10 protein-coding genes, 1 pseudogene and 2 CRISPR repeat arrays are annotated in these 15,313 nt (G+C 72.3%); all 11 genes and pseudogenes read left to right on the top strand.

Annotated features, from left to right (window positions below; translation table 11 throughout):
- Nucleotides 1-612 (top strand): annotated as a pseudogene (locus tag ACFU7Z_RS21525) (hypothetical protein); the annotation flags it as partial.
- A gap of 142 nt (nt 613-754) precedes the next feature.
- Nucleotides 755-1,516 carry a serine/threonine protein kinase gene (locus tag ACFU7Z_RS21530; RefSeq protein WP_380661166.1) on the top strand — a complete coding sequence of 254 codons (762 nt, stop codon included), beginning with the start codon at nt 755-757 and terminating at the stop codon, nt 1,514-1,516.
- A 12-nt stretch (nt 1,517-1,528) separates the two neighbouring features.
- Entirely contained in the window at nt 1,529-2,932 is a 1,404-nt protein-coding gene (locus ACFU7Z_RS21535; protein WP_380778950.1) for a serine/threonine-protein kinase, read from the top strand.
- A 2,752-nt stretch (nt 2,933-5,684) separates the two neighbouring features.
- Nucleotides 5,685-6,169: a CRISPR direct-repeat array (repeat unit 29 nt; unit sequence GTTGCAAGCCCTCCAGGGCTGATTACGAC).
- A 212-nt stretch (nt 6,170-6,381) separates the two neighbouring features.
- The gene (gene cas6, locus ACFU7Z_RS21540) at nt 6,382-7,146 is read left to right on the top strand and encodes a CRISPR-associated endoribonuclease Cas6 (protein ID WP_380778952.1); all 765 of its coding nucleotides are present in this window, start codon (nt 6,382-6,384) and stop codon (nt 7,144-7,146) included.
- A gap of 50 nt (nt 7,147-7,196) precedes the next feature.
- The gene (locus tag ACFU7Z_RS21545) at nt 7,197-8,555 is read left to right on the top strand and encodes a hypothetical protein (RefSeq protein ID WP_380778954.1); all 1,359 of its coding nucleotides are present in this window, start codon (nt 7,197-7,199) and stop codon (nt 8,553-8,555) included.
- Nucleotides 8,556-9,617: a type I-B CRISPR-associated protein Cas7/Cst2/DevR gene (gene cas7i / locus ACFU7Z_RS21550; protein WP_380778956.1), complete on the top strand. Its 1,062-nt coding sequence runs from the start codon at nt 8,556-8,558 to the stop codon at nt 9,615-9,617.
- Nucleotides 9,614-10,321, top strand: coding sequence for a CRISPR-associated protein Cas5 (gene cas5 / locus ACFU7Z_RS21555; RefSeq protein WP_375877056.1), 708 nt, complete (start codon nt 9,614-9,616; stop codon nt 10,319-10,321). The genes cas7i and cas5 overlap by 4 nt, the downstream gene beginning before the upstream one ends.
- A complete protein-coding gene (gene cas3, locus ACFU7Z_RS21560) occupies nt 10,303-12,711 on the top strand; it encodes a CRISPR-associated helicase Cas3' (RefSeq protein WP_380778959.1) in 2,409 nt (802 codons plus the stop codon). Before cas5 ends, cas3 begins: the two co-directional genes overlap by 19 nt.
- Entirely contained in the window at nt 12,708-13,229 is a 522-nt protein-coding gene (locus ACFU7Z_RS21565; RefSeq protein ID WP_380778961.1) for a CRISPR-associated protein Cas4, read from the top strand. Before cas3 ends, ACFU7Z_RS21565 begins: the two co-directional genes overlap by 4 nt.
- The gene (cas1b, locus tag ACFU7Z_RS21570) at nt 13,229-14,209 is read left to right on the top strand and encodes a type I-B CRISPR-associated endonuclease Cas1b (RefSeq protein WP_380778963.1); all 981 of its coding nucleotides are present in this window, start codon (nt 13,229-13,231) and stop codon (nt 14,207-14,209) included. Before ACFU7Z_RS21565 ends, cas1b begins: the two co-directional genes overlap by 1 nt.
- A 6-nt stretch (nt 14,210-14,215) precedes the next feature.
- Nucleotides 14,216-14,479 (top strand): CRISPR-associated endonuclease Cas2, encoded by a 264-nt coding sequence (cas2, locus tag ACFU7Z_RS21575; protein ID WP_380778965.1) that lies wholly within the window; start codon nt 14,216-14,218, stop codon nt 14,477-14,479.
- 89 nt (nt 14,480-14,568) lie between these two features.
- A CRISPR array of direct repeats spans nt 14,569-15,246; the repeat unit is 29 nt; unit sequence GTCGTGATCAGCCCTGGAGGGCTTGCAAC.
- The last annotated feature ends 67 nt before the right edge of the window (nt 15,247-15,313 follow it).

Genomic DNA, 15,313 nt, shown 5'->3' on the forward strand with positions numbered 1-15,313 from the left:
GCGCTGCTGCACCGCTGGCAGACCTCGCCCGGCGGCGCCTGGTCCGCCTGGGAGCGCTTCGGGACGCCCGCCGGGGCCGCGCCGCGGGTGGCCCGCGACGGCACCGGGCGGCTGAACGTCACCGCGATCGCCCCGTCCGGCACGGCCGCCTTCCACCGCCGCCAGTCGGTGCCCAGCGGGGGCTGGGACGCCTGGCAGCCGCTGCTCGGCTGGTCCACCGCCGCGCCGCCGGTGATCGCCGGCTCGGACGGCCGGCTGGAGGCCTTCACCCTCTCCCCGGGCGGCGAACGCCTCGCCCACCGCTGGCAGTCGGAGCCCGCCGGAGCCTGGGCACCGACGGACGTGCTCGGCGAGGACTTCGGCGAGCCCGGCCTGGTGCTCGCGGCGCCGCCCTCGGCCGCGGCCGACTCCACCGGGCGGCTGCACGTCTTCGCGGTGGCCGAGGACGGCCGGGTGCGCACCCGCGTCCAGGACCGGCCCGGTGGCGGCTGGCGGCCGTGGGCCGCCTTCGGCGACCGGCCGGTGGCGCCGCTGCGGTCGGGGGCGCCGATGGGTGCGGTGGCACCCGTGCGTTCGGGGGCACCCGTGCGTTCGGGGGCGCCGATGCGCTGACCGAACGCCTGTACCCTCCGCTCCCGTTTTGTCAAGTAGCCTGCGGCATCCGGTTTATTGTCGTACGCGAAGAGGTACCGTTCGTCCGTCCGGCAAGAGCCGGCGCGCGAAACGGGGGAGCGGTGCGCGGGACGGAGGAACGGTGAGCGGGATTGTCGTCCACCTGCCGGAGGGGAACGGCGACGACACGGTGACCTTACGGCTCGGTCCGGGAGAACGGGCCCGCTTCGGCCGGGGCTCCGCCCGAACCCCCGTGGAGCTGCGCCTCGGCGACGAGACGGTCTCCCGACTGGCCGGTGAGATCCACGCGACCGACGACCACTGGCAGTTGAGCAACCTCAGCAACACCCACGCCTACCTGGTGGAGAACCCGGAGGGCGCCGGAGAGTACCTGCGGGTGCCGCCACGGCGGATCGGCGCGCCGATCCCCTTCGAGTTCTCCCGGGTGGTGCTGCCCTCCCGGCGGGAAACCCCGCTCTCCTTCCAGGTGTTCGCGCCCGACCACGTCTACCTGGACCCGGACGCCCACGGTGGCTCCCGGGAGAGCCGCACCATGACGGCGTACTCGCTGGACGAGACCGCCACCTACTTCCTGGTCCTGGTCGCACTCTGCGAACCGTGGCTGCGCGACCGCTCCCCGGCCGCCGTCCCCACCACCCCGCAGGTGGTCGCCCGGCTGCACGGCCACCCCGCCTGCGCCCGCCTCACCGCCCGCGCCGTCAGCTCGCACCTCGACTACCTCGCCGACGAGAAGCTCCGCATCGACCTGCCCGACGGCGACCGCGCGGACCGCCGCAGCGGCAAACGCGAGGCCGTGGTGGGGCTCGCCCTGAAGTTCGGCATCGTCCGCGAGGAACACCTCGCGCTCCTGCCGGCCCCCGAACCCGCCCGCACCGGACGGTAGGGAGGGGCGGAGATGCCGCAAGACCCGGCCCTTCCCGGGGAGGTCGTCCCGAGGGAGGGCGTCCCCAGCGAGGCCGTCCCCGAGCAGGACTTCCCCGGGGACGGCGAGGAACTGCTGCCGGCCGGCCACCGGGTCGGCGAGTGGACCGTCACCGGGCTGCTCGGCGAGGGCGGCTGGGCGACGGTCTACGCCGCCCGCCGGGCCGACGGCGGGACCGGCCGCGCGGACGACGCGGACGGCACGGTCGCCCTCAAGGTGCTGCCGACCGCCGGACTCGCCCCCCGCCAGGCCCGCCAGGTCGCCGAAGCCGCCCGCCGCGAAACCGAGTTGGGCCGCACCGCCCCGCACCCCCGACTGGTCCGGCTGCTCGACACCCTCGTCCTGGCCGCCCCCGACCAGCCCACCCTCGACGGCGCGATCGTCCTCGTCATGGAACGCGCCCGCTGCACCCTGCGCGACCTGCTCGCCCTCGGCGTCGACGAGGCCGAGGGCGCCCGGATCGTCACCGGCATCTGCGAAGGCCTGGCCCACCTGCACCGCTCCGGCTGGGTCCACACCGACCTCAAACCGGAGAACGTCCTCATCGGCGCCGACGGCGAGGTCCGCCTCTCCGACTTCGGCCTCGCCATCGAACTCACCGGCACCCACGGCCACTGCTCCCCGATGGGCACCCCCGACTACCTCCCGCCGGAACGCTGGACGGAACCGCTCGGCGAACACGGCGTCAAAGTCCGTACCACAGCGGATATCTGGGCGCTCGGCATCGTCATCCACGAGGTCTTCGCCGCCGGCGGCCGCCCCTTCCCCGGCGTCACCCCCACCGCCCGCAGCGCCGCCGCCCAACAGTACGCGGAAGGCCGCGCCGCCCTGCGACTGGCCGCCGCCGTCCCCCCGTTCTGGCGCGCCCTCGCCGCCGACTGCCTCGCCCCCACCCACGCCGCCCGCGCCCCGCACACGGCGGAGAGCCTGCTCGCGCGCATCCGCGCCGACCGGGGCCCGCGCCGCCCGCGCCGTCCGAGCACCGCCCTGCTGGCCCTCGCCTCCTGCGCCACGGCCGCCGTCACCGCCACCGCCCTCTGGCCGCACCCGGAACCGCCGCCCGGACAGCCCGCCCACGTCCGCGTCTTCAACGCCGAACGCGGCTGCCAGGACCGCACCGACCACGACCCCCAGTGCAGCCTCGGCCTCGCCGTCGACCCCCTGCGCCCCTACACCGCCGACAACGTCGGCCCCGTCCGCGTCTGGCACAACGACACCCTCGACGCCGACTGCCAACTCCCCACCGGCCTCCCCGTCATCAACGAGGAAGACCTCACCTCCACCCTCTGGTACCGCATCCGCCTCCCAGGCCACACCCCCGCCTGGCTCCCCGCCGTCCGCACCCGCGACCGCCCCGCCCTGCTCCGCTGCCCATAACCGCCTTACGCGCCAAGGGCCTTCCCGGTCCCGGCCGCGTTGTCGCCACCGTCCTACGGCCGCACCGCCGCCGACCAGGCCCGTCGCGACCGCGCCCGTCCCGTCCGCGCAGTGGGTGTGCGGACGGAACGGGCGGGACACGCCCTGGCGGCGGGCTACCAGATGATCGGGACGTACCCGTCACCGCCGGTGCTCACAGTGGTGCTCCCGGCGCTGCCGCCACCGGTACCCGACTGGTCGTCCGGGCCGGGCGGCGGTGCGCCGCCGTTCCCGCCCCTGCCCCGCCGCTGCTGCCGCCGGTGCCGCCGCCACCGCCCCGGCCCGCGCCGCCGCTCACGCCTCCGTCCCCGCCCCGGAGGATCCGGCGATCGCAGAACCGTTGTGAACGCGGACGAAGGTGTCCCCGCCATTGCGGGGCCTCGCGCCGACGGACCCCGCCGTCCCCGCAGCACCGGGTTCGGCCGGGCGCAGAGTGGCGCCCGCCGCACCGCCCCCACCGCCTGCACCGCCACTCCGACCTTCGGGGACGCCGCCCCGGCCGACGATGACCACGAGGCGCATGCCCGGGGTCACCGGCACGGCGTTGCAGGCCAGGGCCGCTCCGCCGCCCCCGCCGCCGCCACCGGCCCCTCCGGCGCTGCCGCCGCCCGTGGCGCTGCCGAGGAAGGTCCAGTTACCGCTTCCTCCGCCGCCCCCACCCCCACCTCCGCCACCGGGCGCGCCCCCGCCCCCCGGGCCGAGCGCGTACAGGTTCAGCGAGGTGACGCCCTCGGGCACCTTGAAGAGGTAGATGTCAGCCTTGCCGTACGCCTGCTGGCCGTGGGGCTGGTCGGCCAGGGCGGGGAGCCCGCCGTCCTCGGGACGCGGGGTGGGCGGGAGCCGCCGCCGCGAGCTGGCAGCACAACGCCATGGGCACCCCGAGCAGCACGCCCGGCCGCCCGAGCGGAAGCGCCCGGCCCGCACGGTGCGCACGGGAGCGCCGCACCGCAGGCACGATGGACGACGACGAAACGGAACCACGGACGGGCCCGCACGATCCACGGAGTCTCCTGGTCCCCTTGTGCCCGCACCTCCGGGGCCGGTACCCGCCGATCACCCCTGGCGGTGCATCAGAGAAGGCAGGGTGCGGGCGTGCGAACGAAGCCGCACGCCCGGGGTTTCCCAGGGGGACGTCCAGTATGTCGCCCCGGCAGGGGAGTTGCATCCTCCGGAGCCGCCGGCGCACACTCCCGTGTAACCCGTCGGTGGGCGGGCTGGAGGCCACTCTGTACCCTGGCAGCCCGCTACGGCGTTGCAACCGGCTCTACGGAACGCCCGGCATCCAGTTCCGGGCACTCCGACCGATCGTGCCCGCCGTCAAGAGGCACGCCTGCCGGGACGGCGGCGCTGCCCGGGCCGGCGCTGCCGTGCACTGCTCCGGCCACCCCCTCCGGACGCGGCTTCGGGGCACGGGCGAACCGAGCCCTCGACCGCTTCAACTCGGCCACCCGACGCGACGACCGCCGGGTACGGCGCGGACGCCGTACGGACGGCTCCACCGCTGTGCCGGGCGGCAGATCCGCCCGCCGCCTGGCGCGGCCCTTGATGAACTGAAGGGACCACTCCAACACGATGCTCAGGACTACTCCCGCGACCTTGACCGCAGCTTCGTCCTGCCACAGCAACTCCATGAACCGCACTTCCATCCTCCAGTGAATCGACAAGCTGGAGGGGTGTAGATCACGCGGCCGGGCCGACACCCAGCCTGTGGGCGCCCACCCCGGAACGACCGGCCGCGTCGGCCCTCCCGGGAGCCCGGGGAACCAGAGGCACCCGGAGCCGGGCGACTCCACAGGCGATGGCCAGCGGCTCCGGCGCACCCTCGGTCCCCGACCTCAGGACGCACGCGGCAGCTGGCGGAGGATCTATTCGGGCTTCCAGCCGCCGCCGGCGGGCGCACAGCGGGGTGAGGGGTTGCGGTCCCTGAACGCGCCGCTCGCGGTGCCAACCCGGACGCATCGCTGCGGATGGCGCTACGCGGGCAACCGCAGCGCCCGGCACGACGGCGGCCAGCAGCGCGTCGACGAGCACGAGAACGGAGTCCGAGACGTTCACCTGGTCATCCCCCCCACGGGACAGAGGCCTTGGCGACAAGCCGCGCGTGGTGCTGGGGTCTTCGCGCTCAAGGCAGCACCAGTATCGGTTGGCTGTTCATAGATCGGCCCGAGGCCCGCTGGCCGCTGGACTTGGCTACCGCATCCGACAGTTGATAAAGCCGCAGGTGAGAGGCTAAATATCGGATGATGAGTGTGGTTTGGGAGCAGTCCTGCCCGGGGCTGATGTCACCCGATCGTGGGACGCCTCTCTTGATAGATGAGCCCTCGCGATGCCGGTGAGCTCATCGACGAACTAAATAACTCGCTCCGATGAAATCAACCTGCGAGCAAGTTCGGGAGCAGCGGCACCCGGAGTGGAGTGGCACCGCTCATGGGTGATTACGTCGACCCTGAGCGTTGGTCGCGGAGCTGCCGGGACTGGTTCGGATGAGCGTGTTGGCCAGCGGCGGTTTCCGCCCGAGGACTTCACCGCCGCCAGCCTCTCGACCAACTCTATGGCGCGCTCATTGCAAGCCCTCCAGGGCTGATGAGAACGAACCTGACCGGCGCCACGACGGCACCGAACTAGCGTCGGCCCGCCAAGGCTAGCGGCCTTCGTCGGAGCTCAGCAACGATCACCGCCCCTATCGGGAGAGCCTCGTGAGCCCGTTCGCCCCGTTGCGTGCCCTCCAGGGCTGATCACTACATGAAGCTCGGCGCCGACCGCATTACCCACACCGTGTTGCGAGCCCTCCAGGGCTGGTTATGACGCCCAGCCTCTGTCCCGGGGCCTCGCCTCCTTGATCCCGTTGCAAGCCCTCCAGGGCTGATTACGACGCGGGAGACCCGGGCGTGGAGCATGGCCGCCTACAAGTTGCAAGCCCTCCAGGGCTGATTACGACGGGACAGCTGGCCGCCCCAGGCGGAGGCCTTGTAGCGTTGCAAGCCCTCCAGGGCTGATTACGACCGGGGGTGAGGCGGGTCGTCCAGTCGTAGCCGGCGGGTTGCAAGCCCTCCAGGGCTGATTACGACTTCTTGCTGATCTTCTTGGCCATCAGGACCTCCGGTGTTGCAAGCCCTCCAGGGCTGATTACGACCACCCCGGACGGCCTCAAGGCGGACCCCACCACGGCGTTGCAAGCCCTCCAGGGCTGATTACGACCCGAGGGTAAAGCACCAGGCCCAGCGACGTGCGCGGTTGGCGTGCGGCGAAGCCGTTGCGGCGACTCGGCGGTAGTGCATCGTCGCAGGTCAGGGCGTTTTGGGTCTGCTGCCTCTGAGGGTGGACGCTGTTCCCGTCGTGAGGCTGGCGGCGGTGACGCCGGGGCCTCTAGCACATATGACTGGCTATTGCTCCAAATCGTGAGGAATGCGGTGTCGATCGTTCACGCCCGACTAGCTTGCGGCGTGTTCGGGTTGCGGCACGCGGGTCGGGAGAGTCTGGTGCGGGTGAGGGTCGATGTGACACCGGATGCGTCGAGTGTGCGGTGGGAGGACGTGCACGGGGCGGCGCGGGGTGTGGTGTACGGGTTGCTCAGTGGGCAGGACGAGGCCCTGGCACAGGCCCTGCACGACGGCGGGTGGCGGGGGAAGCCGCTGAAGCCGGTGGGGGTGGCCGGGCCGCTGTTTCTGGGGGCGCCGCGAAAGCGGGGCGTGTACTCCACGTCGCGGGACGGTTCGGTGTGGTTCGGGTCGCCGGTGCCGGAGATCGCTTCGGTGTTGGTGCGCGCGCTGGCCGCGGCCGATGAACTGGTGTGGGGCGCAACGCGGTTGCGGGTGCGCGGGGTCGCGGTGGACATGGATGCGCTGCTGCCGGCGGGGGAGGGGCCGGTGGAACTGGAGACGATGACGCCGGTCGTGCTCAAGCACGAGAGCTGGAACCTGCTCCCGGGCGACGAGCACTACCTGGACCGCCTCCAGCACAACCTGGCGCACAAGGCGGACGTGTTGGGCCTGCCGGCCCCGCACGGTCTGCGGGTGCTGGAGGCGGGCCCCCGGCGGCGGTTCACGGTTCGTGGGGCGCCGCGGATCGGGGCGCGGGTGCGGGTGGCGATGGAGGCTGACGGTCGGTTCGTGAACGCGATCCGTTCCTGGGGGCTGGGCTTGGACACGATCCAGGGCTTCGGGTGGGTACGGTGACGGCCCTCGTCGCGTCCGGTCATCCCTTGCAGCGGGCGGGTGCCTGGGCCGTGGCCGTTATCGCCGAGCGCGACGGCCCGGGCCGGGTGAGCGCCGCAGACCTCGACGCCATGGCGTCCACCCTGGTGGCGGACGTGCTGGCGGCCGCGACGGCACCCAAGGACAGCGGCGGCCGCTACGACTGGTGGAAGGTCCTGTTCGCGCTGTACCCGAACTCGAAGGCCACACACAGCAAGCGGCCCTCCGACCCGAACGTGCTGAGGCCGGACATCGAAAGGCTCTTCGCCCCGGACGCCCCGCAGTCCGGGCCGGTGCGGCCGTGCACGTTCTGCGGCGCCGGTACGGTGGTGGTCTGGGCGAAGTCGAACCTCCCCCTGTACGACACCAGCAAGGCCCTGAACACCCTGCCGCCCGGAGTCCCCGGCTGGCCGGTCTGCCGGGGGTGCCGGATCGCGATGTGGACGCTGCCCTACGGCGCCTGGGTGACGGCCGGTTCGGCCACCGTCTTGTCCTGCCAAGAGCAGGATACCGAAAGGGAGTTCGCCCGCCGTAACGTACGGCGTGCCCGTCGCGTCATGCAGGCCGGTTTCAGTGGGATGCCCGCCGGGGCCAGGCCCGAGCTCGTCGTCCTCGCCGCGCTGCGGGACGCCACCGACGGCCTGTGCGCGACCACCCTGTGGAGCTTCAAGAACGACAACCAGGAGCCCTGGTTGCGCGTGACCCGCACCCGGCGCGCCGTCCCGGCCTTCCTCGCCACCGTCGACGGCAACGCACCGCTGCGCCGTGGCTGGCACCTGCTGCGTCGTGTCCTGGCCCGGCCGGACGCCGGGAGGAGCGGCGCGAGCGAGGCGGCGCGGCTGCTGTTCGAGGCGGAGGACGGGCGGAGTCGCCCGCTGCTCGGGCAGGTGCACCGCCTCCTCGCGGATCCAGACGGCGCGTGGAGCGTCGACGACCGCGAGGCCCTGGTCCGGCTTGCCTTCACCTACGCCGAGGAGGTCTTCGGAATGGAAACGGATCTTGAACCGGTGGCGACGCTGATCGCCGACTGGATCGCCCAGGACGGCTCGCGCGGGCGCCTGGCCGAGTACCGCAGGGCCGCGCTCAACGACTACCAGCTCGGCGCGCTCATGGTGAAGGCCTACACGCGTCTGCAACTGGACGGGAACAAGACGCCGTTGGCGGGCCCCGAGCTGTGGAAGCCGCTGATCGGGCGCCAGTCGCGCGCCTGGGAGCAGCGGATGCTCCTGTTCGCGCTGGTGTCGGTGATGCTCCAGCGCCGAGGGGTCGCGATCAGCGGCAAGGAGCCCGACCCGCAGCAGGAACGCGAGATCGAGGAGCTGGCGGAGCAACCGGCGTTCGGCGTGGGCGCCGAGGACGAGTACGACGCATACGAGATGGAGCAGGCGTAGATGGCTTACCTGGCAGGGATGATGGTGCTCTCCGTGCAGGCCGGGGCACCCAACAACGGGCGGAGCGAGGAGACCGTGTCCCGCGTCAAGTTCGCGCGGATCAGGGGCCGCAAGTACCCGTACGTGTCCGCGCAGGCGGCGCGTCGCTGGATCCGGGAGACCATGGTCGAGCGCGGCTCGGTACCGTCCCCCGTCACCCGGGTCGGCAAGGCGCAGGGTAAGGCGCAGAAGGCCAACACCCAGGCGGATCCAGTTCGTTACCCGGACGACGACCTGTTCGGCTACATGCGGGCGGGTTCGAGGAAGGACGACGCGGCGACCACCCTGCGCGACAGCCCGTTCATGCTCGGCACCCTGATGTCCGTCGAACCCGCCTACCCGACCGAGGACTTCGGCGTCATGTCCCGGGGGGTGACCGAACCCGTCCTGCACGGCCACGAGTTCTACACCGCCGACCTCGCCGCGCCCTTCCTGCTCGACCTTCCGAGGATCGGCACGTTCACGCTGCCCGGGGCGGACGGGGTGGGTCGGCCCAACTACCTCACCCAGGAGCAGGCCCTCCAGGTGGCGGAGGCCGCCGCGCTCGGCGCCACCACCGGATCGTTCCGCGACCAGCCGGCTGTACGGCTGCCGCTGGAGGAGCGCCGCCGCCGGGCCGCGCTGCTGCCCGAGGCGATCGCGCACCTGAGCGGCGGGGCGAAGCAGGCCCTGCACTACGGCGACCGGGTGCCCGCGCTGATCGTCCTGGTCCCCTTCAAGGGCGGCATCAACCCGCTGGGCCACGTGATCGACAGCGACCCCGACACGGGGGTGCGGGTGCGCGGGGACGTCCTGGTCCAGGAGCTCGAAGCGTGGGCGGGGGAGTGGGAGGGGCCGGTACGGATCGGTTGGCGGCCCGGCTTCCGCGACCAGGCGCGCGAGGACTTCGAGAAGCAGTGCGAGCGGCAGCTGGCCGAGGGCACCATCGTCGTCGACCACCCCCGGACTGTTCTGCTCAAGCTGGCGGAGGAACTGCGCGCGGGCGAGCTGGACGGCTGGTTCGACGACCCGGAGCCGCGATGACCCCGGCGCCACCGGGCGGGCCGGTACGGGCCCTGCGTGCGACGTTCCACGCGCCCGTGGCCTCCTTCCGGGACCCGCTGTTCCCCGGTGTCACCCGCGTTCTCCCGGTGCCGCCGCCGTCCACCGTCCGCGGGCTGCTGGCGGCCGCCACCGGCGCGTACGCCGAACCCTTCGTCCTCGGCATGGCGGCCTGGTCGGAAGGCCACGGTACCGACACCGAGACCTACCATCCGATCGCCGCCGACGGCAGCAACCCGTCCGCCGGCGGCCGCATCCGGGCCGGAAAGGGCGGCACGACGGCCAAGGACCGGCCCTTCCTCGCCGACGTCCACCTGACCCTGTGGCTGCCCGAACCGGGAGCGGACGGCGACCGGTTCGCCCGGGCGCTGCGCCGGCCTCGTCACGCCCTGCGCCTGGGCCGCTCCCAGGACCTGGTCCACCTCACCGGACTGGCCCACGTCGTCCTCGAACCCGCCGAGCGGGCGGTCGTCGGCCACGCCCTCGCCCCCGCCGACGGCCACGACGTGCCCTCCGCCCACGAGCACCGCCTCGCCGACACCGTCTCCGCCGACCGCCTCACCACCCGCTGGTCGCCGTACCTGTGGTGCGACGAACCCGCCGGGGCGGCACCGGTCCGCGGCGCCTACCGAGAAGCACCCACCAGTAACGAGGACACCCAGGCCGTATGGCTGCTGACCCCCTGACCCCACCCTTGGCCCCACCACGAAGGCGCGCCCTCACCGACCTGCGGGCCAAGTCGCTGCCCCGGGAAGACCCCGAACGCCTCACCACCCACCTGCGCACCGTCCACGACGCGGTCGCGCAGCTGGAGGCGCGCATCGGGGCCGCCGGCGTCATCGCCACCGAACCGCAGTTCTGGGGCCTCGTACGCGTCGCGGCGCTGCTGCACGACGCGGGCAAGATCGCCGAACTGTTCCAACGGCAGGTCGAACCCGGCGGCAAACCCTGGGGCGAGCGCCACGAGGTCCTCTCCCTCGCCTACGTCGACCTGCTGGCCCTGGCAGCGGGGTGGGGCAGCGAGGAGCGCCTGCTGATCGCCACGCTCGTCGCCGGCCACCACCGGCCGCTCCACGCGGCGTCCTCCCTCGGCGGCGGCAAGCCCGCCCTGTCCCGCCTCTACAACGAACGGACCCGCTGGGACGAGGCCTTCGGCCACGTGCCCGGCCCGGACGGCCGACGGCCGCAGGTCCCGCGCGGCCTGCACCAGGAACTCCTGGCCTGGCTGGCCGGCTCCCTCGGCACCGAACCCGCACCACCGGGGCCGAACGACCCGGTGCTCGCCGACCGGGCCCGCCTGCTCCTCCAGGACGTCCTCACCGCCTGGAGGCTCCCGGTGAAGGCCCACCAGGGCCTGCTCGCCGTCCTGGCCCAGGGCGCCCTCACCCTGGCCGACCACGCAGGCTCCGCCCACGTGGACCTCCAGACCCACATGCCGCTGTCCACCGACTACCTCGCGCGGCTCCCGTACCCGCCGCACCGGCACCAGCACGACGCCGGTACGACCGTGGGCCACCTCGTCCTCATCGCCCCCACGGGCAGCGGCAAGACCGAAGCCGGACTCTCCTGGGCTGCCCGGCAGTTGGCGACGATGGCGGGCATGCCCAGGGTGGTATGGACCCTGCCTTACCGGGCCTCCCTCAACGCCGCCCGACGGCGCTTCCAGCACACCCTCCACCCGGCCGCGGGGGAGAAGCAGCCCGACATCGGCCTCCTCCACGGCGCCCTCGCCCGTACCCTCCTCACGGAGGCGTCGGAGGACGACTGCTGTAGCGGCCCCACCAAGGACGACGCCCGCAAAGCCCGCGCCCGCGCCAACGCCATGCGCCTGTTCACCCAACGCCTGCGCGTCGCCACGCCCCACCAACTCCTCGCCGCCGCCATCGCCGGGCCCACCCATTCCTCCGTCCTCCTCGAACAGGCCAACTCCCTGTTCGTCCTGGACGAACTCCACGCCTACGACCCCGAGACCTTCGGCCGGCTCTGCGCCGCGATGCGGCTGTGGGAACAACTCGGCAGCAGGATCGCCGTGTTGTCCGCGACTCTCGCCCCGCCGCTGCTGACCATCGTCGACGAGAGCCTGCACCAGCCCGTCACCTGCCACCGGGCCGAGCCCGGGACGGCGCCGGTGCGGCACCGACTGGTCGTCGACGAGCTCGCGCTGACGGACCCGGAGAGCATCGCGCGGCTGGAAGGGTGGATCGACGAGGGGCACAGCGTGCTGGCGGTCGTCAACAGGGTTGCTGCGGGGCAGGCCCTCTTCGCCGCCCTCGCCGACCACGCCCGCGAGCAGCACCCCGACGACCCGGACGCCGCGCTGCTCCTCCACTCGCGCTTCAAGAACAAGGACCGCGACGAGATCGAACGCCGACTCCTGAAACGCCACCGCGAGCGCCGGTCCGACGACGCGCCGCGTCGAGGCGGTCTGGTCGTGGCCACGCAGACGGTGGAGGTCTCGCTGCAACTCGACTTCGACCGGGGCGCGGTGGAGAACGCCCCCATCGAGGCCGTCGCCCAGCGCGCCGGACGCGTCAACCGTCGGGGCCTCCACCCGGACGGGGCGGTCGAGTTCCGGGTCCACCGGACGGACGGCCACCGCCCGTACGACCAGGGCGCGGTGGAGGCCGCCTGGTCGGCGCTCACCACCCTGGCGGTGGAAGGCGCCACCGACCTCAGCGAACAGGACATCGACCGCCTCCTCGCCCTCGCCTACGACACCGACTGGGGCCACAAGTGGGCTGAGAGGGCTCGGGAGGCCCGCGACGGGTTCACCGCCGAGTTCCTCACCTTCGCCGACCCCTTCCACGACCGCACCGAGTACGCGAAGTCCCTCGGCGAACGCTTCGACACCGTGGAGGTGCTCCTGGAGGAGGACACCGAGGAGTACCGCCGACTCGCGGTCGGCAGGAAGGCGGACCCGCTCCTCGCCGCCGGACTGCTCATCCCGCTGGGCTACGGGCAGTTGAAGACCTACAGCCACGCGTTCGACCGGTCGCTAGGCGTCCATCTCGTCAAGGGCGAGTACGACCCCGTCCTGGGCCTCCGCCCGCCCGCCGAAACGGAGACGATCCTGTGAAACCCATCCCTGCGAGTCCACTCGGCGACGACCAGGGCCTCGGCGGCGTCCACATCAAGTACCTGCGCCACTGCCCGCGCCAACTCTGGCTCTACATGCGCGGTTACCGGCCCGAAGGCGGCAGCGACCTCGTCGCCTTCGGGGAGGTCGTGAGCGAGACCACGTTCACGCGACGGCGGGACGTCGACCTCGGCGAAGCCCGCATCGACTGGGTCACCGCCGGGGCCGTCATCCACGAGACCAAGTCCTCCCGCAGCCCCTCGCCCGCCCACGACGCCCAAGTCCGGCACTACTGCCTGCTGTTGGAGCGCCGAGGCGTCAACGTGCGCGGCGGCACCGTCCACTACCCCCTCATCCGCCGCACCACCGATGTCCCCTGGAACGAAGAGGCGCGGGAAGCGGCCGAGACCGCCGAGGACGAGGCCCGCGCCGTCATCGCCTCGGCCGAACCCCCCGACCGCCGGACCCGCGCCGCCTGCCGCGGCTGCTCCTACCTCGACTACTGCTGGGGAGACTGATGCCCGCCGTCGGCCGTACCTACTGGCTCACCGGACCCTGCCGCATCCGCCGCGAGGACGACAGCATCCGCATCGAGCGTGCCGACGGCAGCCCCGTCCGCATCCCCATCACGGACATCCGCGACCTCGTCGCCTTCGAGCACGTCGACCTCAACACCTCCGTGATGTCCCTCCTCAGCCGCCACGGCGTCACCGTCCACATCCTCGACCACTACGGCAACTACGCCGGACACTTCGCGCCCGCCGAGGCCATGTCCTCCGCCACCGTCCTCCGCCGACAGGTCGAGATCACCGGCGACCCCGCGCAACGCCTCCCGGTCGCGCGCGGACTCCTCCTCGCCACCGCCGAGAACCTCCGCTGGGCCCTCGACACCGACCTCCTCGACCCGGCACTCGAAACCCTGCGCACCGCCCTGCCCGACTGCCACGACACCGACGAACTCATGGGCCAGGAAGGCAACTTCCGCCGCACCGCCTGGGCCGTCCTCGACACCCGCCTCCCCGCCTGGCTCCGCCTCAACGGCCGAACCCGCCGACCACCCACCAACGCCGGCAACGCCTTCATCAGCTACCTCAACGCCCTCACCTACGCCCGCGTCCTCACCGCCCTGCGCAGCACCCCGCTCCACCCCGCCATCGGCTTCCTGCACAGCGACACCGACCGCCGCCGCAACACCCTCGCCCTCGACCTCGCCGAACCCTTCAAACCCCTGCTCGCCGAACGGCTACTGCGACGGGCCGCCGGCCAGAAGCACCTCAAACCCAGCGACTTCGAGACGGAAGTCGGCCGCGCCGCACTCAGCGCGGACGGCCGCAAGAAGATCGCCGCCCTGGTTCGGGAGGAACTCGCGACGACGGTGCACCACCGGACGCTGAAGCGGAAGGTCAGCTACGAGGAGCTCATCCACCTCGAAGCACTCAAGCTCGTCCGGCTGTGTCTGGAAGGCACGCCGTACAAGCCCTTCCGGCCCTGGTGGTAGCCGCCGATGTTCGTCATCCTGGTCTACGACACCGCAGCCGAACGCAACCCGAAAGTATTGAAAACCTGCCGCAAGTACCTCCACTGGACCCAGCGCAGCGTCTTCCACGGCGAACTCACCGCCGCCCAGTACCGCGCCCTCACCCACACCCTCAATAGCGTGATCGACCCCAGCTACGACAGCATCGTCACCTACACCGCCCGCTCCCCGGACATGATCGAGAGGGCAACACTCGGCGCCACCCTCGGCGGGCCGGGCGAGATCCTGTGACCAGTGCCGCTGCAGTACCGACCGGTCGCCGCGCTTCCGTCGCCTACGGCGACGCCCGTAGGTGCGCTGACCTTGGGCTTTACCCTCGGGTCGTGATCAGCCCTGGAGGGCTTGCAACGCGGCCGACCGCACCGGCCCCGAGGAGGACTACCCCGTCGTGATCAGCCCTGGAGGGCTTGCAACCGCAGCCGGTCCGCCTCCTGGCGGGCCCGCTCCGCGGTCGTGATCAGCCCTGGAGGGCTTGCAACCGTAAAGCCTGGCTTGAAGGCCGCTCAGGCAGCCGCCGTCGTGATCAGCCCTGGAGGGCTTGCAACAGTGGACGATGACCCGCTCCACCGGCTGAGAAAGGGGGTCGTGATCAGCCCTGGAGGGCTTGCAACGTGGGCCCGACGGGTTCGTTCGGAGCGGTCAGCGGTCGTGATCAGCCCTGGAGGGCTTGCAACACGAGTTGCTGCTGGTAGGCACTGGTCATGCGGCTGGTCGTGATCAGCCCTGGAGGGCTTGCAACACCTTCGGGCCCCACTTGGCTTCCGCTTCCTCGGCGGTCGTGATCAGCCCTGGAGGGCTTGCAACACGGGGACACCGTGTACACCAAGGGCGGCAACTCGGGTCGTGATCAGCCCTGGAGGGCTTGCAACCGGTGCCCGCGGATCTCGGGGCCGGCGCCGTGGGCCGTCGTGATCAGCCCTGGAGGGCTTGCAACCGGAAACGGCATCCTGCACGCAGAGCCCCGGCCTGGTCGTGATCAGCCCTGGAGGGCTTGCAACGTTTTCCCGGACCCGGCGTAGCCGCCGACCAGGACCAGTTGTGATCGGCCCTGGGCCTGTGGCAGGC

Source organism: Kitasatospora sp. NPDC057518, assembly GCF_042802075.1.
GTDB lineage: Bacteria > Actinomycetota > Actinomycetes > Streptomycetales > Streptomycetaceae > Kitasatospora.

Excerpts from the sequence above, each read along its gene's own strand:
- ACFU7Z_RS21535 (WP_380778950.1), top strand. The coding sequence starts at position 1,529 with ATGCCGCAAGACCCGGCCCTTCCCGGGGAGGTCGTCCCGAGGGAGGGC.
- cas7i (WP_380778956.1), top strand. The coding sequence starts at position 8,556 with ATGGCTTACCTGGCAGGGATGATGGTGCTCTCCGTGCAGGCCGGGGCA.
- cas5 (WP_375877056.1), top strand. The coding sequence starts at position 9,614 with ATGACCCCGGCGCCACCGGGCGGGCCGGTACGGGCCCTGCGTGCGACG.
- cas3 (WP_380778959.1), top strand. The coding sequence starts at position 10,303 with ATGGCTGCTGACCCCCTGACCCCACCCTTGGCCCCACCACGAAGGCGC.
- cas1b (WP_380778963.1), top strand. The coding sequence starts at position 13,229 with ATGCCCGCCGTCGGCCGTACCTACTGGCTCACCGGACCCTGCCGCATC.
- cas2 (WP_380778965.1), top strand. The coding sequence starts at position 14,216 with ATGTTCGTCATCCTGGTCTACGACACCGCAGCCGAACGCAACCCGAAA.